General features: G+C 65.6%; 18 protein-coding genes. 7 read left to right on the forward strand and 11 right to left on the reverse strand.

Annotation, left to right across the window (positions count from 1 at the left end; translation table 11 throughout):
* Nucleotides 1–171 precede the first annotated feature (171 nt).
* Complete coding sequence (locus tag D9V34_RS07310) at nt 172–1761, forward strand: hypothetical protein (protein ID WP_147441644.1); 1590 nt, start codon at nt 172–174, stop codon at nt 1759–1761.
* Between the two features lie 139 nt (nt 1762–1900).
* Nucleotides 1901–2641, forward strand: a complete 741-nt coding sequence (locus tag D9V34_RS07315; RefSeq protein ID WP_121688181.1) for a hypothetical protein — start codon at nt 1901–1903, stop codon at nt 2639–2641.
* Nucleotides 2642–2715: 74 nt separating this feature from the next.
* Here D9V34_RS07315 and D9V34_RS07320 read toward each other — a convergent pair whose 3' ends face one another.
* The 4 genes from D9V34_RS07320 to D9V34_RS07335 all read right to left on the reverse strand — a co-directional run bounded on the left by D9V34_RS07320 (nt 2716) and on the right by D9V34_RS07335 (nt 6898).
* Nucleotides 2716–4125 carry an acyltransferase family protein gene (locus D9V34_RS07320; RefSeq protein ID WP_121688182.1) on the reverse strand — a complete coding sequence of 470 codons (1410 nt, stop codon included), beginning with the start codon at nt 4123–4125 and terminating at the stop codon, nt 2716–2718.
* A 154-nt stretch (nt 4126–4279) separates the two neighbouring features.
* The gene (locus tag D9V34_RS07325; protein WP_121688183.1) at nt 4280–4957 is read right to left on the reverse strand and encodes a response regulator; all 678 of its coding nucleotides are present in this window, start codon (nt 4955–4957) and stop codon (nt 4280–4282) included.
* Nucleotides 4954–6264, reverse strand: a complete 1311-nt coding sequence (locus tag D9V34_RS07330; protein WP_121688184.1) for a sensor histidine kinase — start codon at nt 6262–6264, stop codon at nt 4954–4956. Before D9V34_RS07330 ends, D9V34_RS07325 begins: the two co-directional genes overlap by 4 nt.
* The gene (locus D9V34_RS07335; protein WP_121688185.1) at nt 6242–6898 is read right to left on the reverse strand and encodes a DedA family protein; all 657 of its coding nucleotides are present in this window, start codon (nt 6896–6898) and stop codon (nt 6242–6244) included. The genes D9V34_RS07330 and D9V34_RS07335 overlap by 23 nt, the downstream gene beginning before the upstream one ends.
* A 348-nt stretch (nt 6899–7246) precedes the next feature.
* Between D9V34_RS07335 and D9V34_RS17950 the strand changes: the two genes are divergently transcribed.
* Together D9V34_RS17950 and trpS are read left to right on the forward strand one after the other, a co-directional pair.
* Nucleotides 7247–8338 (forward strand): choice-of-anchor E domain-containing protein, encoded by a 1092-nt coding sequence (locus tag D9V34_RS17950; protein WP_121688186.1) that lies wholly within the window; start codon nt 7247–7249, stop codon nt 8336–8338.
* A 268-nt stretch (nt 8339–8606) separates the two neighbouring features.
* Nucleotides 8607–9650: a tryptophan--tRNA ligase gene (trpS, locus tag D9V34_RS07345; protein WP_121688187.1), complete on the forward strand. Its 1044-nt coding sequence runs from the start codon at nt 8607–8609 to the stop codon at nt 9648–9650.
* A gap of 263 nt (nt 9651–9913) precedes the next feature.
* Here trpS and D9V34_RS07350 read toward each other — a convergent pair whose 3' ends face one another.
* From D9V34_RS07350 to D9V34_RS07380, 7 genes are all read right to left on the reverse strand, one after another.
* Nucleotides 9914–10546 carry an HAD family hydrolase gene (locus tag D9V34_RS07350; protein ID WP_121688188.1) on the reverse strand — a complete coding sequence of 211 codons (633 nt, stop codon included), beginning with the start codon at nt 10544–10546 and terminating at the stop codon, nt 9914–9916.
* Complete coding sequence (locus tag D9V34_RS07355) at nt 10543–11631, reverse strand: ABC transporter ATP-binding protein (protein WP_121688189.1); 1089 nt, start codon at nt 11629–11631, stop codon at nt 10543–10545. Before D9V34_RS07355 ends, D9V34_RS07350 begins: the two co-directional genes overlap by 4 nt.
* Nucleotides 11628–12938: an ABC transporter substrate-binding protein gene (locus D9V34_RS07360; RefSeq protein ID WP_121688190.1), complete on the reverse strand. Its 1311-nt coding sequence runs from the start codon at nt 12936–12938 to the stop codon at nt 11628–11630. Before D9V34_RS07360 ends, D9V34_RS07355 begins: the two co-directional genes overlap by 4 nt.
* A 51-nt stretch (nt 12939–12989) precedes the next feature.
* A complete protein-coding gene (locus D9V34_RS07365) occupies nt 12990–13811 on the reverse strand; it encodes a carbohydrate ABC transporter permease (RefSeq protein ID WP_183091897.1) in 822 nt (273 codons plus the stop codon).
* The gene (locus D9V34_RS07370; protein ID WP_121688191.1) at nt 13808–14761 is read right to left on the reverse strand and encodes a carbohydrate ABC transporter permease; all 954 of its coding nucleotides are present in this window, start codon (nt 14759–14761) and stop codon (nt 13808–13810) included. The genes D9V34_RS07365 and D9V34_RS07370 overlap by 4 nt, the downstream gene beginning before the upstream one ends.
* Nucleotides 14758–16905: an outer membrane protein assembly factor BamB family protein gene (locus D9V34_RS07375; protein WP_121688192.1), complete on the reverse strand. Its 2148-nt coding sequence runs from the start codon at nt 16903–16905 to the stop codon at nt 14758–14760. Before D9V34_RS07375 ends, D9V34_RS07370 begins: the two co-directional genes overlap by 4 nt.
* Before the next feature lie 71 nt (nt 16906–16976).
* The gene (locus tag D9V34_RS07380) at nt 16977–17870 is read right to left on the reverse strand and encodes a MurR/RpiR family transcriptional regulator (protein ID WP_121688193.1); all 894 of its coding nucleotides are present in this window, start codon (nt 17868–17870) and stop codon (nt 16977–16979) included.
* Nucleotides 17871–18145: 275 nt separating this feature from the next.
* Between D9V34_RS07380 and D9V34_RS07385 the strand changes: the two genes are divergently transcribed.
* The 3 genes from D9V34_RS07385 to D9V34_RS07390 all read left to right on the forward strand — a co-directional run bounded on the left by D9V34_RS07385 (nt 18146) and on the right by D9V34_RS07390 (nt 23044).
* Entirely contained in the window at nt 18146–20992 is a 2847-nt protein-coding gene (locus D9V34_RS07385; protein ID WP_121688194.1) for an ATP-dependent RNA helicase, read from the forward strand.
* A 77-nt stretch (nt 20993–21069) separates the two neighbouring features.
* A complete protein-coding gene (locus D9V34_RS17490; RefSeq protein WP_147441645.1) occupies nt 21070–21813 on the forward strand; it encodes a DUF5677 domain-containing protein in 744 nt (247 codons plus the stop codon).
* A 448-nt stretch (nt 21814–22261) separates the two neighbouring features.
* Nucleotides 22262–23044 carry a hypothetical protein gene (locus D9V34_RS07390; RefSeq protein WP_121688195.1) on the forward strand — a complete coding sequence of 261 codons (783 nt, stop codon included), beginning with the start codon at nt 22262–22264 and terminating at the stop codon, nt 23042–23044.
* The last annotated feature ends 28 nt before the right edge of the window (nt 23045–23072 follow it).

A 23072-nucleotide genomic window follows, 5' to 3' on the forward strand; every position in this document is an offset into this window, starting at 1 on the left:
CTCGATTCGACGGGACGACCCGATTGGGCCGATAACACCCACCGTAAAACCTCAAGCGCGGTTGAGGTCAAGGGGGCTCGCACGTCAGTTAGGAGCGCTGGACCTTTCGGCGGACAGACGATATCCGCCCTCACCCTGGCAGAGTCCGAGGTCCCGGGCTAGGCTCGGGGCATGACGACCCCAGAAGCCGTCCCGGCGCCGCTGAAAATACCCGTTCCCGTGCCCAGCGACGCCCAGCAACTGGTCCATTCGGCCACGATCATGCTCGGCGATACGCACTTGCTAACCTCCTGGGTTGAGGGCCGGGATAGCACGCGGGCCGGGTTGCTGGATCTGCGCAGCGGAGAGTGGCGCATCCTCACCGGTTTGCGTGCGCCGATCGCCGCGGGATTCGCCCTCTCCCCCGAACGCGCGCTCGTGATTACCAATTTCGGCCTGTATGAAATCGATCTGCTGGCCGTCAAGGTCACTCGTAAACTCACCGCGAAAATCGGCAAGTACAACTTCAGGCTCACACGCATCGATGAGAACACGGTTGCCGTGGGCAGCAAGGGCGTCATGGAAACGCTGGTGTCCCTCGATACCCTCACCGCGCTGCGGCGGCGTCGCCGCGGCACCGAACCGGCTCCAACAATCCCCGAGGCTGCCGCGCGCCGCGGGGTTCGGCGCGTGCTGCACTCCGATGCCGAACTCTTCATCGGAGCCACCGGAGAGGGTTTTCGTGTGGGAGCCGAGCGGGTGGTTATCCTGGCGGCCGGCGATCAGCGCGAACTGTTTTCGATGGATATTCCCTTTGGGGTGGCTTCCGCTTTTCGCACCCTGGACGGGGTGATCATCGCCCCCGCCGATCTGGGCCGGGCGCACAATCTGCTGGCGATACCGGGACTGCCCGTCGATTCCCCCTGGCACATCGAACCGGCCGAACCCTCATGGAGCCAGATCCCCGTGCCGGGTGATGCCTCAACCCTGCCCGCCCCCGGTGAGCTGAGCATCGTGCCCGATCCCGGCGTCCACACCCTGACCGAGCTCGCTCGGGCGGCGGAGATCTCGGCCCGTGGGCTGCTCGCCACGGCCGCCCGTAAGAACCCGCCGCGCCTGATAATCCGTGACCAACGGATCGAGGAGGGCACCGTGCTGAGCGATCTCACCGCCTCACACTTCACCCTCGAAAACTGCCGGAGCGACCGGAGCACCGACGCCTCCCGGCGCCCACGCCTGCTGCGGGCGACACTCGGTGATGTGGAATTGCGCAGGTCCTCGATCAACGGTGCAGTCCTCGAGGACGTGGTGATTGATGGCCTGACCTGCGGGCGCGATGACGGCTTTGTGTTTGGGGTCGAGTTCACCCGGGTTACCCTGCGTGGGCGCATCCAGGGGCTCGTTGCGAACACCAAACTGAGCGCGGGTGACCCGGAAATCGACGCCGCCTACGAGGGATTTCGGCGCGCCAGATTCGCGGATCCCGAGTGGATGCTGGACATCACCGAGGCCACCGGCAGCTTCTCCCTGCGCGGATTTCCCTCCCGCTTCATCCGGTACAACCCGGCCCTGCATGCGGTCGTCAGCGCCGAGGCGACGGCGAACGGTGCCTGGGAGAGCATCGATCGGGGTGGGTCTGCGCTCTGGGTATCCATCTCCGAGTTGGCACACTACGAGGCGGAGGACGTGGTGCTGGTCGCCGATTCCCACGGTCCCCGAGCACGGGCCGACCTCGAGTACATCCGGCGCCTGCGCGACGCCGGGATCGCGGCACCGGACTAGTCATCGGCACCCGCTCGGTCACTTATTACCGTTTTGTCATACTCTCTCCCGGTGGGATCGTTCGGGATGTCCGGGTGTTAGTTTTGAAATATCTGATGCTTAGTTGGTCAGGTTATCAACTCGAATACCCAGGAGACTCATGTCCATCATCACCACCTCGCTCACCGCCCTCGCCATCGCGGCTTCGGCCATCGCTCCCACCGGCGCCGCGTTTGCCGCCCCGGCACCGACACCGGCTTCTGCACCGACCAGCCACGCGCAGACCCTCTCCGCCCCCGCCGGAATCACCTCGGTCAACTGGTTTGCCGCCCGCGACAAGGTCGTGACCGGCCATGCCACCCCGGGCACCAAGACGGTGCGGATCACCGGCCTCGCCCTCGCCCCCGGTGCCTATAAGGAGGGTGCCGTGGCCGCCGATGGCAGCTTCAGCGTGAACCTGGCCCCCTTCGCCAGCCGCGCGATTCCGCTCTCGACCCTGACCGCCACCGCCGTGGGTGCCGACGGCGCGCTTGGCGGCGCAGTAAACTTCCGCGTGGAGCTCGGCGCAAAGCCCGCCGGGGCCACCGCGTCAACTGCCTCGACCGCCCTCGCAGCCTCGACCGCTTCGTTCGCCGCCAAGAAGGCCGCATCGAGCATTCAGGTCAACCCGATCCACGTTGGAGCCGCAACGATCTCGGGCCAGGCCCCCGCCGGCACCACTGAGATTGCGGCCGATGTATTTGGATCCACCGTCTTCGGAGAGGTTGACGCCGATGGATCCTTCAGCATCGACCTCGACGACTACTCCGCCTATGCCCTGGTCGGTGTGACCTTCGAGGTGTGGGGTTCGACAGCCGATGGCTCGACCCTGCTGAGCACCTTTGTGCCCGTCACCGCCTAGTCTCTGACGCCGGTGCGGCCCGGCATGCGTCATCAGGGAATGACGCGTGCCGGGCCGTTTGGTCTACCCCGTGCCTAGAGACGAGCATCGAGCCGAGCGGGCACATTCACGAGGCGAGCGAGGCGCGTCACGAGCCGGGCGACGTCGAGCATGCCCACCAACTGAAGCGACGCGACCAGCATGCCCACCGCGAGGAGCGCACCGGTCACCGCGAATCCGGTAACCAGGATCACCAGGACGGATCCGGCCCCCAGCAAAACCGCCGCCGCTACACGCAGGGTGATCGCACGGGTGCGCTCCTCGCAGATCGCCGGACGTTTGGTCGCCTCGATCCGGCCGAATTTTCCGACCACCGGGATCACCGCGAGTCCCACGGCTACCAGCCACACCGGTCGGGTCAACCACCACCCGGCACTCAGCGGGTCGGGCAGCGGCACCGCGACGGCCAGGTTCAGGATCAGCAGTCCCGCGGCCAGCAGAATAATGACCGGCATGTGCCAGAGGTAGATTGTCATGGATCGAGCCCCCAGCCGGTTCACCAGTGAACTGATCCGCGGACGTTCGGCCACCTCACGCAGCCAGTTTCGCAGCAGGGTGAAGAGCATCAGCTGGGCGATGCCCAGCAGGATCAGACAGATCGTGGGCGGATTGAGGTTCTCATACATGTCCGGGGAATACGGCCCCGGCACACTCAACAGAAGCAGCGCGGCCAGAGCCGAAGCTCCCACGATGATGCGGGTTCGGGTGCTCCAGGAAGCACCGCGCCCATCGGCCAACCAGAACCCCAACTGCTGCACCGCAAGCCACACAAACATCAGGTTGATGAATCCAATGCCCACAATTCCCGTGCCTGCTCGCATGATATCCACCCCCAGCGCGGCGGAACCGAGCATCACCAGACTGAGGATCGGGAATCGCTCATGGGCACCCACCAGCACCGGCACCAGCGCCGAGCACAGAACGTACACTCCGAGGAACCACAGGGGCTGGCTGATCCGGAATCCGGCGGTTGCGATCAGATCGGCGGGTACTCCGAGGATCGTCATGGCCAGCAGGGCCGCGGTGACGGTACCGATCACCGCGAGTGCCGGCAGAAGGAGCCGATGGAGTCGGGTGATCACATAGTCGGCGGGTGAGTGTCCACGCTCTCGCATCCGGGTCCACTGGGTGAAACTCGAAAAGCCACCGAGGATGAAAAACAGCGGCATAACCTGGAGTACCCAGGAGGCCGGGACGAAGCCTGCCTGATGATCCAGCGCGTTTTCAAGCACGATCCCCGTCGGTCCGACGCCCACGCCCGCCATGATCGAGTGCAGCGCTACCACCACGATCAGCAGGACCGTGCGCACCAGGTCGACGCTGCGGTCCCGCGTGTGGATCCGGGTCTGGATCCCGCCCGCCTCGCTCTCCGACGGGCGGCGCGGCTCAACTCCCTGACCCGGTGCCCCCGGCAGTTTGTGCCCGAAGTCGGTGAGCGTGCTCATTATTACCCTTCCCCGCCGCGGTCTCTCCGCGGCACAGAAGGAGCATAAAAAGACGGTTTCGAGGCGGGCATCACGCCCGGGAACGATTGTGCCCTCACTCCCCGGTAGGGGTGCGAGGGCACGGGTCTTCGCGCACAGGCGCGGCTGAGCTCACCTAGCGCGCGGGTTCCACCAGACCGGTGTCGTAGGCGAGCACCACCGCCTGCACCCGGTCGCGCAGGTGCAGCTTGGAGAAGATCTTGCTCACGTGGGTCTTGACCGTCTGCTCGGAGATAAACAGGGCCGCGGCGATCTCGGTGTTCGACAGGCCCGTTCCCACCAGGACCAGCACCTCGCGTTCGCGATCGGTCAGACCGTTGAGCTCAACCGCGCGCCGAGCGGGAGCGGGACCGGGGCCCGCGGTGAACGACTCGATCAGGCGCTTCATCACCCGCGGGGCAATCAGGGCGTCTCCCGAGGCGACGATGCGTACCGCCTGCACCAGGTCCTCCGGCGTTGCGTCCTTGAGGAGGAATCCGCTGGCCCCGGCCCGCAGCGCATCGTGTACATACTCGTCAATATCAAACGTGGTGAGCACCATGACCAGCGGCGTATAGGGATCCCCGTGGGACGGGGTGGTCAGCTCCTTGGTAGCCTCGATACCGTTCATGATGGGCATCCGCACGTCCATCAGCACCACGTCGGGGCGCAGCGCGCGTCCAAGCTTGACCGCCTCGGCCCCGTCGGCGGCCTGACCGATCACGCGCAAGCCGTCCTGCGCGTCGAGGATCGCGGCAAATCCGGCCCGCACCATGGCCTGGTCGTCGGCAATCAGAATGGTGGTGTCGCTCATGCGCGCTCCGTGCTGTTGGGGATGGGAAGGTGGGCGGCAACCCGGAAGCCGCCGGAATCGATGGGGCCCAGCTCGATGCGTCCGCCGGCCAGCTGCACCCGCTCGCGCATGCCCACCAGGCCGTGTCCGGCGGGGCGGGACGTGGCGGCGGGTGAGGCAGGATCGGTGTCCCGGGCGGCACCCGCGCCCCGGAGCCCCTCGGAGGTGTGGGTGGATCCGAACGTCCGGGGTCCCGCGACCCCGCGTGCGGAGTCCCGCGGTGCCTCATTTTCAATCATCAGGTCAATCGCGCCCGATGCACGGGTCACCACCACGGTTGCCGAAGCCCCGGCCGCATGCCGAACGGCGTTGCTCAGGGCCTCCTGCACCAGGCGGTAGGCGGTCAGTGAGATCGAGGCGGGCAGGCCATCGGAATCGTCCACCGCCCAGCGCAGATCCACCGCCACGCCGGTTTTTCGAATCGACTTCACCAGCTCGGGAATGTCCATCAGCCCCGGCTGAGGTCCCAGCCCCGCAGCGGAATCCTCGTTCCGCAGTACCCCCAACAGCTGACGCATCTCGGCGAGCGCCCCGCGCGAGGTCGCCCCAATGCTGTCAAACTCCGCCGCCGCCTCGGGGGCGAGATCGGGAAGTCGATACTTGGCCGAGGATGCCTGCACCTGGATCATCGAGAGGCCGTGTGCCACCACATCGTGGAGTTCCCGGGCGATCCGGTTGCGCTCCTCCACCAGTTCACGCCGCACCTGCTCGGATGCGGTGACCCGACGTTCACGCTCCAGCTGGGCGCGAATGCGCGCACGCTGGGCAAGCAGCAGAGCAATCGTGAGTAGCGCGAGGGAGATCGCGGCAAAGGGAATGGCGGAGGCCAGCGACTCGGTGAACCGGTCGTAACGCTGCGGGGTGGCCGCGATCAGGGCGATCACCGCGAGGACCGAAACCAGCCAGGTCAGGGCGGCCGTGCGCCAGGGGGCGGCGAAGGCGAGGGTGATGATCAGCGCAATCTGGGCCAGGATCGAGGTCACCGCGACCGGCCAGGGCGCCCCCACCGAGCCGTTCCCCAGCAGCGCCAGCAAGACGAAGGGGATCAACGACAGTGCGGCGGCAATCTTGGGGCTGCGCACGGCCAACGGGATCAGCCCGGCCTGGATCAGCCCGAGCAGGATCGCGTCGATCACCGGAACCCCGTACAGCACCGCATTCACCGGGATGGATACCGCGGCAAGAACCACGGCGATACCACCAAGAATCACCCAGATACGAGCCGTGGCGGGACGGCCGGCGAGTTCACTGGGACTGGATGCGCGCATGATCTTCTCTCATTGTGGCACGGACCCGCGTGATTGGGGAGGCGGTGGCCCGGGCGGTACTAATACGGTCGATCACCAGTCCCACCACCAGGGCGAACCCGACGGCGAATGCCACACCCAGCAGCGGGGTTTCCCGGAACCATGCTCCGGCCCACACGCCGATACCCACCGAGTACAGGGCCCAGGAGGCTCCGGAGAGGATCGACAGCGGAACGAAGCGGCGACGCGGCAGCCCGGTGGCTCCGGCGACCAGATTGACGGCGACGCGTCCCACCGGGATATAGCGTCCGGTAAACACCAGAACCCCCGCGCGCTTTTCCAGGCCGTGGCGCGCCCAGTCGAAAGCCTTGACCGAGCGTTCGGCACGCATCCACCGGAACCGGGTGAGCCCGATTTTGCTCCCCATCCAGTAGGTGACATTGTCCCCGGCAATTGCCCCCACCGCGGCCAGCACCATGATGATCCAGGGGTTGGGTGTGCCGGTGGCAAAACCCAGTGCCGCGGCGGCGACCACGATGGTTTCCGAGGGAATCGGGGGGAAGAACGCGTCGGCAAACACTCCGAATAGGACGATGAGGTAAATCCAGGGTGAACCCGCCGTGGCCATAATCGCATCGTTCAACCAGTCAAACATTCCCGACTCCTCTTCATCGCCGCGCTTCGCTGGCGACAACAGAAGCGTAGAAAGCGAGTGTTTGCGCGGGCATCACGCCCGGGAGGGGTTTATACCCCCTACCGGGGAGTGAGACGAGTCGAATCTTCACTCACACACGCCCGACCGAAGGCATGCTTGCAGAGACCGGGGCATGGCCCTGGGGCAGAGTCGGAAAAATAACATGACAGACTTGATGTTTTAGACACTGAAATACTAGAATGGTACACGGTTACTGATCGCCCGAACGATCATCTGCGACACCCGGTCGCCACCGCGCCCGCGGAGCACACTTCGCTCCCAGCGCTCATTTCTAACTCTGGAGACCTCATGGTCGCAACTCACGCTGTCCCCCGTTCCTCCTCACGCCTACTGCGGCGCGGGGCGATTGTCGCCGCGGCCCTGGTCCCCGCGACCATCCTGGGCGCACCCCTCATGGCGAGCGCCGAGACCGCTCCCCAGAGGGTCGCCACCACCACCTCGTGTGGGTGGATGTACAACGCCGGTGACCCTATTGACCTGATCCAGGATCCCTGGACCCACCCGCTTCAGGTGGAGAAGTTTGATCCGAGTCTGGGCACGCTGATCTCGGTCGACGTGGCCGGAAAATTCACCGACGGTGGCTATGTCAGCATCGAAAACACCGGAGCCACCCCGCTCCAGGGCGAATTCGGCTACGGATTCACCGTGGAGTTGGAGTCCGCCCTCGGCGGTACCTTCGCGCTGGACGCCACCTATGACGGCATCTTCGACAAAACCTTCGATCGCAAGGACGAGGTCACCACGCTCACCCCGTTCGACGGTGTCCTCGACTACGCCGGCACGAGTGGCCGCATCCTCTCCCCCGAAACCCTGACATTCGGGGCCACCTATGCCGCCGGCGATCCCACGGCGAGCGCTTTTGTGGGCACCGGAGCGCTCACCCTGCTGACCCCGGACGGGGTCAAGAATCAGGGCGGCGGCACCTACTCGGGCCTCGGGCTCGACTATCAGGACCGAGTCGGCTTCGGCCAGCTGATGATGGCGGGGAGCGTGGATGGCGGAGTGGGCCCGAGCGCCTGCGTGACCTACACCTATGCGATCGCGGATGGCGTGGACCCGGTTGATCCCGTAGACCCGGTAGACCCGACTAACCCGGTCGATCCCACCAACCCCGTGGACCCGACGAACCCGATCGATCCCACCAACCCGGTAGACCCGACCAACCCGGTAGACCCCACGGACCCGACGGACATCACCACCCCCGTGCTAGACACCAAGCAGACCACCGCCGCGGTCGATCCGGCCACGGTACCCGCCGCCTCCACCCTGGCCTCCACCGGCAGCACCCCCGCTCCCCTGCTGTACGGCGCACTCGCCCTGCTGCTGATCGGCGGCACCCTCGCCGTGCTCAAGATCCGCGGACGCGGCGAGCAGGAGTAATCCCGCGGCGGGGCCCGCAGCCCCGCCTACCCCCGTGGCGGCGCGTCTGATTCGCGCCGCCACGGTGAGATACGGTCCCGGCCGGTGACCCGATTCCCCAAAAAGCCGAGGCTATACTGAGTGCATGAACCTCAACCGCGCGTCCTGGTGGTGGCTGTCCTAACAGCCGGTTCACTCATGTCCGCGGGCTGTACGACAGCCCGCGTTGACGATAATCCTCGCTCTTCGCCGATCGTGCAGCCTCCCCGCTCACATCAAAGGAAAAGTCATGGATTCATTCTCGGTTACCGCCACTCGCTCCGCCGAACTCGCGCGAGAAATTAGCGAGTCGCCCGAAGAATTTCGGATGCTCACCGGGGAACGCCCCACCGGCCCGCTGCATCTCGGGCACTACTTCGGCAGCATCATCGAACGCATCCGGTTGCAAGGGCAGGGTGTCGAGTCGTTTGTGATTCTCGCCGACTATCAGGTCATCACCGACCGTGATTCAATGCCGCGGGTGCGTGAATATGTTCACGGGGCGGTCCTCGACTATCTGGCCGCGGGGATGAATCCCGAGCGCACCACCATCTTCACCCATTCGTCGGTGCCTGCACTCAATCAGCTGCTGCTTCCGTTCCTCAGCCTGGTGACCGAGGCGGAGCTGCACCGAAACCCGACGGTCAAGTCTGAGCTGGCCGCATCGGGACGAGCGCTCAGCGGACTGCTGCTCACCTATCCGGTGCATCAGGCGGCGGACATTCTGTTCTGCAAGGGCAACCTGGTCCCGGTGGGCAAGGACAATCTGCCCCATGTTGAGCTCACCCGGGTCATCGCTCGACGCTTTAACGAGCGCTATGGCACCGTGTTTCCGGTGCCCGATGCCCTGCTGACGGCGACTCCCGAGGTCCCGGGCCTCGATGGCCGCAAGATGTCAAAGAGCTACGGCAACGCGATCGCCCTGGGGATGAGCGCCGATGAAACGGCGGCCACGATTAATCGCACGGTAACCGATTCCGACCGTCGAATCACCTTTGATCCTGCCTCCCGTCCCGGTGTCTCGGCGCTCCTCACTACCGCGGGGCTGTGTCTGGATGAGGCTCCCGAGAAGATCGCCGATCGATTGGGGGATACGGGCAGCGGGGCACTCAAGGCGCTCACCATCGACGCGGTCAACGACTTTCTCGCCGATCACCGTGCGCGCAGGGCCGAGTTTGCCGCCGACCCGGGGTTCGTTGAGCGGGTGCTCGCCCGTGGAAACGAGCGGGCAAACGCGGAGGCTGCCAGGACTCTTGACGAGGTGCGTCAGGCGATGGGGACGATCTACGGCTAAGGCTCGGTCCTCGGGGCGGGCCGTTCGATTCCTCGAACCGCCCTCGCCGTGCTCAAGATCCGCGGACGCAGCGAGCAGGACTAAACAGGCTCGGCGGGACCACCCGCCACGCAAACTGCCGTCGCGCGTGCGCGTGATCACGGCGAGGCTCCGCCTAGCGGACACGTCATCACACTGGCGGGGCTGTCCGATTACTCGGACCGCCCCGCCGGGTTCGCGGCCGACCGATGACCACGAGTTTTCGGAAGGATGATCCCCGAAATCTAGGCGCTGATCGCCGTGGCTCCGATGATGGCCGGCAGCTCCTCAAACGAGGAGATAATCCGTTTGGCCCCCGCCTCAATCAGCGCCGCGGTGTGGGTATAGCCGCGGTCCACCCCCACGGGGATAAAGCCCGCGGCCAGGGCGCAGCGCATATCATACGCGGTGTCGCCCACGTAGTAGGCGGTTTCTTCGAGGCCTCGACGGCCCTTCAAAACGGCGAGCTTATCGGTGGCAGGTGCATCCACCGACTCCCAGAGACCCAGCAAATCAAGAGCCACCATATCGCTGCGAACCGCATGCTCGAATGCGGCCGAAATGACCCCCAGACGGATCCCCTCAGCGTGCAGCGAGCGCAGGGCCGAAACCCCCTCACGGGCACTGGTTTCGGCCGCGGCCATATGGGAGTTCCACGCTCGCTCCGCCGGCGCGGATTCGGGGATGCCCAGCCGGTCAAACATCGCGGCCATTGGCAGATGAAACTCCCGACTGAACCCCTGCACATCCAGCGCCGCAAGGCCGTGGCTTGCGAGCACTCGATTCAGTGCGTCGCGCGCACGCTCGGCGTCCAGCACGACCGTGCCGTTCCAATCGAACAGCACGGTCGTGCCACGATCCGCGGCAAAGCCGGTCACAGGCGAACCTCGGCAAGCAGTGCCTCGGACACCAGATCCCCGACGCGTAGCCCGCTCTGGGTGTTGTACACGTGAACGCGTTCGGGCCGGGTGGCCACGGTGACTCGCTCACCCAGGTTCGGGGAGGAAGTCGCCGCACACCGAAAGGCCACCGTGTCGCCGTGGGCGGTGAGCATCTGTACCACCCGGTCACGCCCGGCGGGTTCGATCAGCGCAACCACACCCGTGAGGCTCAGCGCCCCGGTTGTTCCCTCGGGCACCGGTTCCAGGTCCTCGGCGCGCACGCCCAGGGTGACACGTTCGGCCCCGCGGAAGTCACCACCCTGGAACGAGGATCGCCAGTCCTCCCCCACCGCGAGCAGGTTCATCGGTGGGGTGCCAATAAACGAGGCCACAAACAGCGTGGCCGGGGCCGCATACAGCTCGTCGGGGGTGCCAAGCTGTTCGATCCGACCGTGGTTGAGAACCGCGATCCGGTCGGCCATGGCCATCGCATCCAGCTGATCGTGGGTGACGTTGATGCCGGTGGCCCCCACCCGACGTAGCATCGAGGCAATCTCCAACCGGAGGACCGCGTGTAGCTGGGCATCGAGTCCGGAGAGGGGCTCATCCAGCAGCACGATTCCGCTGCGTCTGGCGAGCGCGCGGGCCAGTGCGATGCGCTGGCGCTGACCACCGGACATCTGCTTGGGTTTGCGCTCCAACAGGTGTTCCACCTGCATTCGGGCGGCAATGTCCTGCGCCCGCTCATCCGCTTCTGCCCGAGAGAGGCCGAGTCCGTGGCGCAGTCCCAGCGTGATGTTCTCCCTGGCGCTGAGGTGGGGATACAGCGCGAAGTGCTGGAACACGATGGCCGCATCCCGCAGGTGCGGCGGCGTATCGCGCTGGGCGACCCCGTCAAAATAGACCTCACCGCTGTCGGCGGTTTCAAGGCCTGCAATGACGCGCAGCAGGGTCGACTTTCCCGAGCCGGAGGGGCCGAGGATCGCCACGTTTTCCCCGGCGGCGATCTCCAGGTTGATCCCGTCCAGCGCGGTTACCTCCCCGAAGGTACGGCGCAGATTTTCCAGGCGGACCGTGGTCATCGTGCCGAACCCACCAGGGTGTTGATCGAGTCGGCCGCGGTCTTCACCGTCTGCTCGGTCGGGGAACCTGCCTGCAGCTGCTGGGTCATGGTGCGGAACGCGTCGTTGACCTGCGCGGTGACCTTCCCGGCAAAGCCACCCCACGGGGTCAGCGGGGCGTCGTAGCTCCACGCGTAGGTGAGCTGCGGGGTCGCGGCCGAGGACGCGAGCAGCTGTTTGGCGGCCTCGGTGTCCACCGGAATGTAGGAGTACGAGGTGCCCGAGGCACCCATAACGGCCTCGGTGGACAGTAGCTTACCCACCAGGGCGTTGGAGTAGGCCGCACGGCAGCCGTTATCGCTTAGAACGATCCAGCCGTTGCCGCCGGCGGGCAGCGCATCGCGCTTGCCGTTGACAGTGGGCAAATCGATCGGTGTCCAGTTGAAGGCACCACCGATGGTCTTCTGGGCGGAGGCGATCACCGAGGTTGTGTAGACCATGAACGCCGCCTTGCCCCCGGCGAACTGCGCAAAGCTGTCCTGGTCGTTGACGATGCCCATTTCCAGGCCGTCCTGTTTCATCTGCGACCAGATTCCCAGGGCCTCGGTTCCGGTTTTGTCCCCAAATGCGGCCTTGCCATCCTGAGCGATCAGCTGTCCACCCGCGCCCTGCACGAATGCCTGGCTGTACCAGTCGGCGAGGGCCGTGGTGGCGATGGTGACCGAGGGGGCTCCGGTCTGCGCGGTGACCTTTTTGGCGGCGGCAATCCAATCGGCGTAGGTCTTGATCTTCTTGGCATCCCCAGCACCGGCCTTGGTCAGCAGGTCCTGGTTGACCAGCAGCACGGGGGCTGAAATCTGCGCGGGTGCGAGGTACGGGGTACCGCCCACGGTACCGGCGGCGAGGAATTGGTGCTGGTAGGTTTTGGACAGAGCGGCCGGATCGATTGGGGCGGGCTTGTACTCGTCCACCCAGAAGCGCAGCTGACCAAGTCCCGACATGATCAGGTCGGGACGCTTGCCCACGGCAATATCGGCAACGATGGTTTTGGTGAGGTCATCGTAGCTTGAGGTCGCCTGCGGCTGAGCATCAATTTTCAGGCCCGGATACTCCTTTTCCAGGGCGGCGGTGGCAATCTTCATCGCCTCGGTGGCCTGCTGCCCAAAGGTCACCTTGAGGGTGGTTTCCCCTGGCTTGCAGGTGGAGAGGTCGGTGGTGGCCGCGGCCACCGAGGCGGTCGGGGTGGTTCCGCTGGCCGAGGCGCAGCCGCTCAGGGCGAGGGCACCCAGCGTGACCGCGGCGAGAGCGAGGACGGTGTTGCGTTTCATGATGTTCCTTTGAGGTGGGTGAAGCGGGGAGGGTGGGGTGAAAGAAGGGGGTTAGCCGGGGATCTCGGCACCGCTCATGCCCTGCACAAACCTTTTCTGCGCGAAGAGGAAGAGCAGCACCACGGGAGCGGTCACGATGACGGCACCGGCGGCGAGGGCCGAGTAGTCGAAGCCGACATCCGCCTGCTGAAAGATCGCCAGCGCCAGGGGCGGGGTGCGCAGCTCGGGGCTGCGGGCGATGAGCAGCGGCCACAGGTAGTCGTTCCAGTGGGTGAAGACACTGAAAACGCTGAAGGCAGCAATGCCGGGGGCGGCGATCGGCACCACAATTTTGGTGAGGATGCGCACGTGTCCGAGGCCATCGGTGCGGGCGGCCTCCATCAGGGCGTCGGGGATCGACACCATCTGCTGCCTCAACAGGAAGATTCCGAAGGCACTGGTCATAAAGGGAAGAATCAGGCCGGACATCGAGTCCGCAAGGCCCGCCGCGTTGATGCCAATAAAGGTGGGAATCAGGGTCACCTGGGAGGGAATCAGCACGGCCGCGAGGACCACGGCGAGCGCGAGGCCGCTCCAGCGCAGGCGCACCTTGGCGAGCACATAGGCGGCGGGGATGCAGGTGATCAGCTGCAGGATGAGGATTCCAGCGGTGGTGCCGATTCCCACAAACACCGCCTGTCCCAGACCGCCCTTGTCCCATGCCCGCGCGTAGTTAGAGAGGTCAATACCGGTGGGCAGCAGCGAGATGCCCTGGAAGAACACCTCATCGCTTGGTGCCACCGAGGTGCGCAGCATCCAGTAGAAGGGGAACAGCGAGATGACCACGGCGAGGGTGATCAGCAGCCCGGTGCCGAAACGGATCAGGGTTTTCATCGTTCGCCTCCGGCGAGGGTTCGGCGCTGCAGGATGCCAACGCCAATCAGGACGATCAGCAGGAGCAGCGAGAGGGCGGATGCGGCACCGAGGTCGTAGTAGCTGAAACCGAGCTTCCAGACCATGGTGAGGACGGTTTCGCTGGATCCCAGCGGACCTCCCTGGGTCATCACGTTGATGGTGTCAAAAACCTGCACGCTGGTGAGGATGGCGATCACGGTCGCAAACACCACGGTGGGTTTGATGATGGGGAGGGTGATCCGGGTGAGTTTCACGATCCCGCGAATACCCTCGGAGCGGGTAGCCTCCTCGATACTGACCGGGATGGTGGCCAGTCCCGCGAAGAAAATCATCATTGTCAGGGAGGCCGTGCGCCAGACTCCGACCAGGGCCACGGTGAGCAGTGAGGTGTGCGGATTTCCCAGCCAGTTGACGGCGCCGATCCCGAAAAACCCGAGCAGTTCATTGGCAAAGCCACCCTGTGCAGCAAACATCCAGCGAAATACCACGGCCATCGCCACCAGGTTGGCGGTCATCGGCAGAAACAGTGCGGTGCGAACGAATGGGCGTGCGCGTCCTGCACGGTTGGCAAGCAGTGCCAGGCCAAGGCCGATGAGCAGGCTGGGGATGATGGTCAGGGCCGAGTACAGCACGGTATTGCCTAGCGCCTGGAGCACGGCGGGGTCGGTGAGGACCCGTTGAAAATTAGCAAATCCCACAAAGGACCACGGCCCCCCGGCCAGCGGCACCGAGAAGAAGCTGGCAATGAGTGAGAGCAGGGCGGGGATGACCACAAAAAAGAGCAGGCCGATGCCGGCGGGGGCGGCGAGCAGCAGCGGGATCAGGCCGGGATGCCGGTCGCCGAGGCGAAGTCGGGCGGAGCGGGTGTGGCGGCCGGGCTCGGGGGTGCTCACCTCCTGGACTCGCACAGGTTCACGTACCGCGGTCATGCGCGGTCCTCGAGTGCGGTCAGCAGGGCCGCGGTCGAGATGCGCAGGACGCTGCCGTCGGTGCCCACCCCCACCAGGTCCTCGCCCACCCGGCTCAGGGCGGCGGCAAGTGGGGTACCCACCTGCACGCTGCCGCGCAGGGCACCTTCGAGGGTGTACACGCGGACCAGTCCGTCCAGACCGGGCAGTACAATCAGGTCACCGATCAGGCTCGGCGGGGCGATCACCGGGTGCGGGCGTTTGCTGTAGGAGCGCATGGGGAAGGGGGCCTCGCCTTGTACCTCGACGTCCCAGCGGGTCTCCCCGGTGGCCGGGTCAATCATCCGGATGCCGTGTCCGGTGACGGTCACCAGGTATCCGGCCGGGGTCACCAGCGGTGTCGCCGGGCTAAAGGCACCGGGGTGATCGGCCGACCAGCGTGGGATGCCGGTGGCGCGGTCCACACTCGCGGTGCGGCCAAAGGCTGGCATGACCACCGCGTCGTTTTCTGCATCGTAGGTGGCGGTGCCCATGATGAGGAGACGCTTGAGCGCGGCGAAGAGTTCCGAGTCGGCCTCCCCGGTGTTCCAGACAGATTCACCGGTGTGCCGGTTCAGCCCGATCGGGTGCTGCGGGGTGGGCCAGAATCCCATCACCAGCAGGTCGTCGATGATCAGTGGCTGCGCATGGTTCACCAGGTTGTGGTGGGGCGAAAGGTCGGTCCGTCGCCAGAGCACGGTGCCGGTTTCGGCCTCGATCGCGCGCAGATCGGATTGGTCACCGAGGTACACAATCCCGTCCGCCACGGTCGGAGCGTTCCAGGCGAAGCGGCGCAGCGGATCACTCGAGGGTACGCTCCACCGCACCTCACCGCTGGCCCGATCCAGTCCATGCACATCGCCCGACACCTCGGCGGCTACCACCATCTCCCCCGCCACTACCGGCGCGGTTTTTACCGCGGACCCAACGGCGGTGCTCCAGCGCGGCGTGCCGGTTTCGGCATCCAGCGCCTCGATATATCCTCGGGGCTCATCCTCGATCTGGCTTCCCGCAAAGATCGTGTCGCCGTCCACGGTGACACTCTGCCGGTGCCCGGCACCACGCAGCGTGGTGCGCCAGAGAACGGCAGCATCGGCGGGCCCGCCGATGGCCGGGGCGAAGGTTGCTCGGGTCACATCACCGAGCGGCGCCGGGTCCTGCACGATACGGACGGTTTCGGTGTGCATCGAGATGCGGGTGCCATCCCAGGTGACTCGGCGGAACGCGGGCGGAGTGTAGTCGAGGCTGGCGAAGAAGGTGGTGGGACTGTTGACGTGCATCGTACCGTTCGCCTCCACCACGCGTGAGGTGTGCCAGTGGCCGGAGAAGGCGGCGATGGGCTGCCAGGGGGCGTGGTCCAGGATCGAGGATCCGGGCTGATCGTGAAACAGCAGGATCCACGGGCTTCCAGGTTCGAGAGTTGCCAGGTCAGCAGCCAGCCAGGCATTTTGAAGTTCATGGTCGAGGCCGAGCTCGTGGGAGTGCCAGTCCAGCGAGATCACGTGCAGATCGGGCACGTCAAAGCTGTACCAGCGTGGCCCGATGAACCGCTCGTAGAGCGCGGGGTTGCCCGCATTGGTGAGATAGTTGTTGCGGCTGATCACCGAGCCGTGCTCGCCGTTCATATGGTCGTGATTTCCCGGAATCACGTGCACCGGCAGCGGGCTTGTCGCCAGCGCGGAGGTGTAGGCGGCAAACTCCTCGGCGAGACCGTGGTCCACCAGATCGCCGGTGATGAACACGGCCTGTGCGTGGGGCGCGCGCCGGGGCAGTGAGGCGAGAAAGTCGGTGATCTCGCCGGGCAGGCTGCCCTCGCGGTAGAGGCCGAAGTCGCCGTGTTCGGGCGCCTCTTCGGCGGGCAGTGACATGTGGGTGTCGGTCAGGTGTACAAATTCGAACGGCAGGGTTTGCGTATTGGGGTGCAGGATGAAGCGCACCTCGGTGTCGGTGGCGCGGGCCCACCAGGTGTCGGTGGTGTACTCGGCGGTGCGCGTGACCACGATAAACGGGGTTACCGGTTCAAGTTCGAAGCGACCATCGGCATCGGTCGCGACCACGTCGCGCCCGTTGGTGACGGCGATACCTGAAAGCGGTGCACCATCGGTATCGGTGACAAATCCATGCATGGGGAGGACTCCTTGGGCGTGCTGGATAGCGCGACGACCGTTGGCCGTCGCTCTGAGGAGGGTGGGGAGGGTTAGATTCGGTGCTCGATGAGCACGTCTTCGGTGAGCGCGAGTGCGTCGACGGTGTCGCCGCGGCGCAGGGTGAGGGTGACATAGAGGGCGTCGAGAATCGCGAAATGCACGATTCGACTGGTCATCGCCTCGACCCGGTAGGCGGTTTCGGCGGATCCGGCCACGAGGGACAGATCCACGGTTTCGGTCAGCGGGGAGGAACGGAAGCTGGTGATCGCGACGGTGACTGCCCCGGCATCACGGGCGGCGCGGGTGGCGGCCAAGGTTTCGACGGTGGAGCCGGTATGGCTGATCGCGAAGAAGAGATCCCCCGGACGAAGCATCCGCGCACTCACGTGCTGGGTGTGAACGTCGGGGATGAAGGTTGCGGGAATCCCGATCGTGGTGAGGCGATAGGCGGCGTCCTGTGCGAGCGGGGCCGAGGTACCCACGGCACCAAACAGCACACGGTCGGCAGCGAGTACCGCGCTGGCTAGGCGATCGAGGGCGTCATGGTCAAGAGCGGCCGCGGCGGCTTCGATCGCGCTGATGGTTCCGGTCAGCACCTTGTGGGCCACCGATGCGGTGTCGTCTCCGGCCTCCACCTTGTCGAGCACCCGCTTTTCCGAGGGGATCGACTGGGTTGCCAGGGTGATTTTGAGCTCTTGAAAACCGCGCAGCCCGATCGAAGCGCAGAGCCGAACCACGGTGGCCGAGGAGGTGTCGGCGGCGGCGGCCAGTTCGGTAACCGAGAGGTGGATGACCTCGAGAGGATCGCGCAGAACCACGTCGGCCACACGACGCTCGGCCGGGGTGAGTGAACGCAGTCGGGACCGAAGCCGCTCCAGCAGCGGCACCGCTGGGGGCACCGGGGCGATGGTGGATACGGTCTCGGGGGTGAAAACTTCGCTCATGTCTTTGACGATAGGAGCGGAGTGTGAACGGGTCCGTTCCGGTTTGGTAAACGACGTATGAACGTTCCATCCGGAGCCGCGTTATGAAATTTCGTTTCATGTTCCCGGGGGATCCTCGGGTGGTCCAGACTCGTTCGCCGTCACCATTCGGGAGCCGCGGCCTCGGGAGCGGCTAGCTCCGGGTCGTTGTCGACTCCGGGTTGTTGTCGGATCCGGGTCGTTGTCGGCACCGGGTGCCGTTCGCCCGGCGAGGGGTCGCTGCCTAGGATGGGGAGGTGAGCGCACGCCTCTTTGATCTGGCCAGAATCGGCACCGGGCTTCCCGTTGCCGCAGCCCACGCGGAAATCGAGGACGCGGTGGCGGAGGGCGTTGCAGTCATTACCGCCCCGCCCGGTACCGGGAAAACCACGTTTGTGCCGCCGCTGCTGGCAAACTTCCTGGCGGCGGGCCGCGGCGCTGGTACCCGCACCAGCGTCGGCATCGGCGCCGGCGCTAGCAGCACCACGAGTCCGCGCCCCGCTCCTGGACGCATCCTGCTCAGCCAGCCGCGCCGCGTTGCCGTGCGCGCGGCCGCCCGGCGACTCGCAGCCCTCGACGGCTCCGCGGTGGGCGGCCCGGTCGGCTTCACCGTCCGCGGCGAGCGCCGAGTCGGTCCCGACACTCGGATCGAGGTGCTGACCCCGGGTGTGCTGCTGCGCCGGTTGCTGTCGGATCCCGAGCTTGAGGGTGTCGACGCGGTCGTCCTCGATGAGGTGCACGAGCGCTCGGTTGATGGCGACCTGCTGCTCGGATTCCTCGCCGAGGTGCGCGAACTCCGGGAGGATCTCACGGTCATCGCGATGTCCGCGACCCTGGATGCCTCCGGAATCGCCGCACTCCTGGATGCTCCGGTGGTCAATGTGCCCTCGCCGCTGCACCCGTTGGCAATCACGCACCGCCCCGGCAGCCATCCGCGCCTGGATGAGCGCGGGGTGACCCGAGACTTCCTGCGGCACGTGGCCGCGCTCGCCGTGACCGAGCAGCGGGAGGCCGGACACGATGCGCTGGTGTTTGTTCCCGGCGCGCGCGAGGTGGATGAGGTGGTGCGCGGCATTCGTGATCTGAATCCGACCGGCATCGACGTGCTTCCCCTCCACGGCAGACTCTCCCCCGCGGAGCAGGATCTGGCGGTGTCCGGGGGGTCCGCGGGTGGGGCGGCGCGGATCGTGGTGAGTACGTCGCTGGCGGAGAGTTCACTGACGGTTCCCGGCGTGCGCCTGGTGATCGATTCGGGCCTGACCCGTGAGATTCGCCGGGACCGTGGCCGCGATATGTCGGGCCTGGTGACGGTCAGTGCGTCGCGCGCGAGCGTTGAACAGCGTGCCGGTCGCGCCGCCCGTCAAGGGCCGGGGCGGGCCGTGCGCGCCTATTCGGAGACCGAATTTGCCCGGATGCCTCCCGCATCGGCTCCCGAGATCCAATCCGCCGATCTGCTGGATGCCGCGCTGCTGCTGGCCGCCTGGGGAACCCCCGGAGGCACTGGGCTGCGCCTGCTGACCCCGCCCCCGGCCGCCTCGATGGAGCAGGCTCAGCGCGAGCTGTTTGCCCTCGGCCTGGTATCCGAGGAGGGCGGACTTACCGCCCTGGGTCGCCGGGTGTCGCGGCTCCCGGTGGGGGTGCGCGAGGCGCGGGCGCTGCTGTCGGGGACCGCCGAAATCGGCGATCCGGACGCTGTGGCCGAGGTGGTGGCGGCGCTCTCGGGTGACTTCCGCGATCCCGGAGCGGACCTGTCCCGCCTGCTGCGCGCCCTGCGCTCGGGCCGTGCGCCGGGTGCCCAGCGATGGAGGGCGGAGGCACGGCGGCTGGCGCGGATCGCCGAAGACGGACGCTCGGGTTCCGGTGCACGCGCGCAACCCGCACCCTTGCCGGCCAACACGGCCACGCACCCGGCGGACGTGCCGAATGACGTCGCCGCGCATCCCGCAAACCTGCGAGCCAACACGTCCGCACATCCCGCGAACGTGCCGGGCGACGTCGCCGCGCATCCCGCAAACCTGCCCGCCAACGCTGCCACGCACCCCGCCGACCTGCCCGGCATCATCACGGCGATCGCCCGGCCCGAGTGGATCGCCCGCCGCACCGGCGAACACTCCCGCAGCTACCTCCTGGCCAGCGGCACCCGGGCGGCCCTGCCCGAGGGCAGCGAGCTGGTGTCCAGCGAGTGGATTGCCGTCCGCGAAGTCCAGCGCGCCGAGGGACGGGTGGCGGATGGGACCGGTGCGGTGATCCGCCTGGCCGCCGCCCTCGGCGAAGCCGACGCACTCCGACTCGGCGCTCCCCTGCGTGCATCCGAACGCGCGGCCCGCGTGCAGGATGGGCGGGTGCGCGTGCAGGAGCGGCGTACCATCGGCGCAATCCGGTTGTCCTCCACCCCGGTCGCCCCCACCGCCGCCGACACCGCACCCGCGTTTGCCGCGCACCTGCGCGAGACGGGACTCGACGGGCTGCGCTGGAGCGAGGGCGCGGCATCCCTGCGTGCCCGACTGGGCCTTCTTCACCGCGAGCTCGGGGATCCCTGGCCCGCGATGGATGATGCCACGCTCCTCGCAACCATCGACGACTGGCTCGGCCACGATCTCGAAAGCCTCACCGCCCAGTCCTCCCTCCACGGCATCGACCTCACCCAGGCACTGCGCCGCCTCCTCCCCTGGCCCGAGGCCGCACAGCTCGACACGCTTGTGCCCGAGCATCTGGAGGTGCCCTCGGGGAACCGGGTGCGAATTCGCTACCCGGACGCTGCGGACTTCGGTGTCGTGACCGGCGGAGCCGAAGCCGAGCCCGCGGCCGCGAACGGTGCTGGTACTGCGAACTCCGCCCCACGCCCTGTGGTCGCGGTCAAGCTACAGGAGTTGTTTGGCCTGGCCGAAACCCCGCGCCTGGTGGGCGGACGCGTCCCGGTCCTGTTCCACCTGCTCTCCCCCGCGCAAAAACCGCTCGCAATCACCGGGGATCTCGCCTCCTTCTGGAACGGCCCCTACCAGGACGTCCGCAAGGAGATGCGCGGACGCTATCCCAAGCATCCCTGGCCTGAGGATCCGTGGACGGCGGTTGCGACGGCTCGGACAAAGCGGGCGATGGGCTAGGAAAAAGATAGTCTCCACAAGAATGAGTAAGGAACTGAAACGCGCTCTGAACGATGGAATCTCGTATCCTTGTCGACATGGCGCAAGTATCCGAAGCTGAATTCACGAAGTGGATCCGGGAGTGCATTTCGAGTGTCCGTGATGCTCAGAACTTCGCTATTGAGGCTCATCGACGCGACGAGTTTCTTTTGCTACACGGCCTAATTGTCCGCACGCTTCGATATTGCGATGCCTTCCTTCTCCTCAATAAGTCTGGTTTTGAAGTGGAAGCGACAGCACTAGCGCGCGCAGCCCTTGAGCACTCGATAACTCTCCAATGGGTATTTCTAGTGGAAGGCGGTGTCGAACGATATCGCGTGTTCGCCTCACAGAGGATTCGAAACCACTACAAACAATTGGCAGAGTGGGAAGATCATGACGAGCTTCGCTCAGCAGTGAATGATATGCCCCCAGTATTCGAGGGCTCTGGGCTCGGGAGCTTTAGTGATTTACTTAAAAACCTAGATGACGGAAGCTTTCTTATCGAGCAATATCACCTACTATCACAACAGGTTCACGTCACTCATGAAACCGTATTGTCAGCACTCACCCTAGAGAATGGCGAAACTGGAATCCTCTGGGATCAGCAGTATCCATACAGACGCTCCGCAACACAAATATGTGCGATTTCCAGTATGTTCGCACGGTGGGTACTCGCTAATCAAACTAACGATACAGAGCTACTGGCCTATCTTGATCAGGTCTCCGAGGCCCTGGTGATTCCAATGAATCTGGCTACGCAAGTTAGACAACCGCAAGTTTTGCGAAACGAATTCCGGTGATAGGACCCTAAACGCGAAAGCAGGCTATTACATAGCTGGGGGGTTCTGCTTCCAACTACCGCAACAAGCTTTCGCTGATGATCAAGCATACGAACGATAGATGAAATCCGCTGATTAGCACCGGTAAGAAGCCCTTACGTCAGCAGTCTGTTTGTCCAAAATACCGTTCGGTTGACACGGCCCCTACCAGGACGTCCGCAAGGATATCCGTGGACCGCGGTGGCGACGGCACGGACAAAGCGGGCGATGGGCGGATCCTAACGGCCGTCAAACCAGCCATCAGGATTACAGGTGTTTGCATATTGCGCCGCGTGCTCGATAGTGTGGGCGCGAATACGCTCCCCTGGGGCGCACAAGTCGCGCTCGTCGCGCAAAGCCCACGTAACGCACGTATCGCTCAAAACACACGTATCGCACAAATCACACGTATCGCACCGAGGAGAAATCCGTGAAGACCCGCCAGCGAATCCTTGTGGCCGCGTCCACCGCCGCGTGTGCGGCCCTACTCCTGGCCGGATGCTCCGCCGAGAAGGCGGCCGAACCCGCCGCCTCGGCTCCTCCGAAGGTCGCGGAAGCGAGCGCATCACCCACCACGAGCGTCCGAACCTTCCCGACCTCCTGCGCCGGGCTGAACCTGAGTCTCGGAGCCCAGCTTGAGGGCGGGGCCCTCGGGCAGTGCGTTTCGGCCGCACTCTCCAGCTATGGTTCGGGCCGGATGCATCTGACTGCGGACACGTTTGGGGAGGTGGAGTTCACCTACGATCCCAGCTACAGCTTCTCCGCCCACCTGGAGGGCCCGTCCGGTCCGATTTCGATGCGGTATGTCGATGGTGAGATGTGGGTGGATTCGGGTACCGGGCCGGTCAAGGGCGATCCCAACTCCGATGATCCAGCCGAGCAGTTGGTAGCCGTCACCGGCGAGCTCTACCGCTTCTACTCCGATCTCCAGCAGACCGCCGAGCTGATCGCCGCGCAGCCCGCCTGGACGGTCGATTCCGCCCGGGACCAGGTGACCATGCCCGGAGGGGACACGATCGAGTCCTACAAGATCGTCAGCGACGGCGCGTTTAGCTGGAACGGGATGCCCGTCAGCGAGTTCATCCTGTGGTTTGGGGATGACTGGTTGCCGGTGGGCACCCAGGCCACCGTTGATTTCCTGGGGACCTCGGGCACCCACACCCAGCACTTCTACGATCTGGGCGCACCCATCACGATCGCCCCGCTGAGCTAACGGCCGGCACCCGGGGACTCCCGGATAC

Origin of the sequence: Mycetocola lacteus, from assembly GCF_003667575.1 — a bacterium.
GTDB classification, from domain to species: Bacteria; Actinomycetota; Actinomycetes; order Actinomycetales; family Microbacteriaceae; genus Mycetocola; species Mycetocola lacteus.

What these genes read in the sequence shown, in the direction of transcription:
- D9V34_RS07310 (WP_147441644.1), top strand. Translation starts at nt 172, where the DNA reads ATGACGACCCCAGAAGCCGTCCCGGCGCCGCTGAAAATACCCGTTCCC.
- D9V34_RS07315 (WP_121688181.1), top strand. Translation starts at nt 1,901, where the DNA reads ATGTCCATCATCACCACCTCGCTCACCGCCCTCGCCATCGCGGCTTCG.
- D9V34_RS07320 (WP_121688182.1), bottom strand. Translation starts at nt 4,125, where the DNA reads ATGAGCACGCTCACCGACTTCGGGCACAAACTGCCGGGGGCACCGGGT.
- D9V34_RS07325 (WP_121688183.1), bottom strand. Translation starts at nt 4,957, where the DNA reads ATGAGCGACACCACCATTCTGATTGCCGACGACCAGGCCATGGTGCGG.
- D9V34_RS07330 (WP_121688184.1), bottom strand. Translation starts at nt 6,264, where the DNA reads ATGCGCGCATCCAGTCCCAGTGAACTCGCCGGCCGTCCCGCCACGGCT.
- D9V34_RS07335 (WP_121688185.1), bottom strand. Translation starts at nt 6,898, where the DNA reads ATGTTTGACTGGTTGAACGATGCGATTATGGCCACGGCGGGTTCACCC.
- D9V34_RS17950 (WP_121688186.1), top strand. Translation starts at nt 7,247, where the DNA reads ATGGTCGCAACTCACGCTGTCCCCCGTTCCTCCTCACGCCTACTGCGG.
- trpS (WP_121688187.1), top strand. Translation starts at nt 8,607, where the DNA reads ATGGATTCATTCTCGGTTACCGCCACTCGCTCCGCCGAACTCGCGCGA.
- D9V34_RS07355 (WP_121688189.1), bottom strand. Translation starts at nt 11,631, where the DNA reads ATGACCACGGTCCGCCTGGAAAATCTGCGCCGTACCTTCGGGGAGGTA.
- D9V34_RS07360 (WP_121688190.1), bottom strand. Translation starts at nt 12,938, where the DNA reads ATGAAACGCAACACCGTCCTCGCTCTCGCCGCGGTCACGCTGGGTGCC.
- D9V34_RS07365 (WP_183091897.1), bottom strand. Translation starts at nt 13,811, where the DNA reads ATGAAAACCCTGATCCGTTTCGGCACCGGGCTGCTGATCACCCTCGCC.
- D9V34_RS07370 (WP_121688191.1), bottom strand. Translation starts at nt 14,761, where the DNA reads ATGACCGCGGTACGTGAACCTGTGCGAGTCCAGGAGGTGAGCACCCCC.
- D9V34_RS07375 (WP_121688192.1), bottom strand. Translation starts at nt 16,905, where the DNA reads ATGCATGGATTTGTCACCGATACCGATGGTGCACCGCTTTCAGGTATC.
- D9V34_RS07380 (WP_121688193.1), bottom strand. Translation starts at nt 17,870, where the DNA reads ATGAGCGAAGTTTTCACCCCCGAGACCGTATCCACCATCGCCCCGGTG.
- D9V34_RS17490 (WP_147441645.1), top strand. Translation starts at nt 21,070, where the DNA reads ATGGCGCAAGTATCCGAAGCTGAATTCACGAAGTGGATCCGGGAGTGC.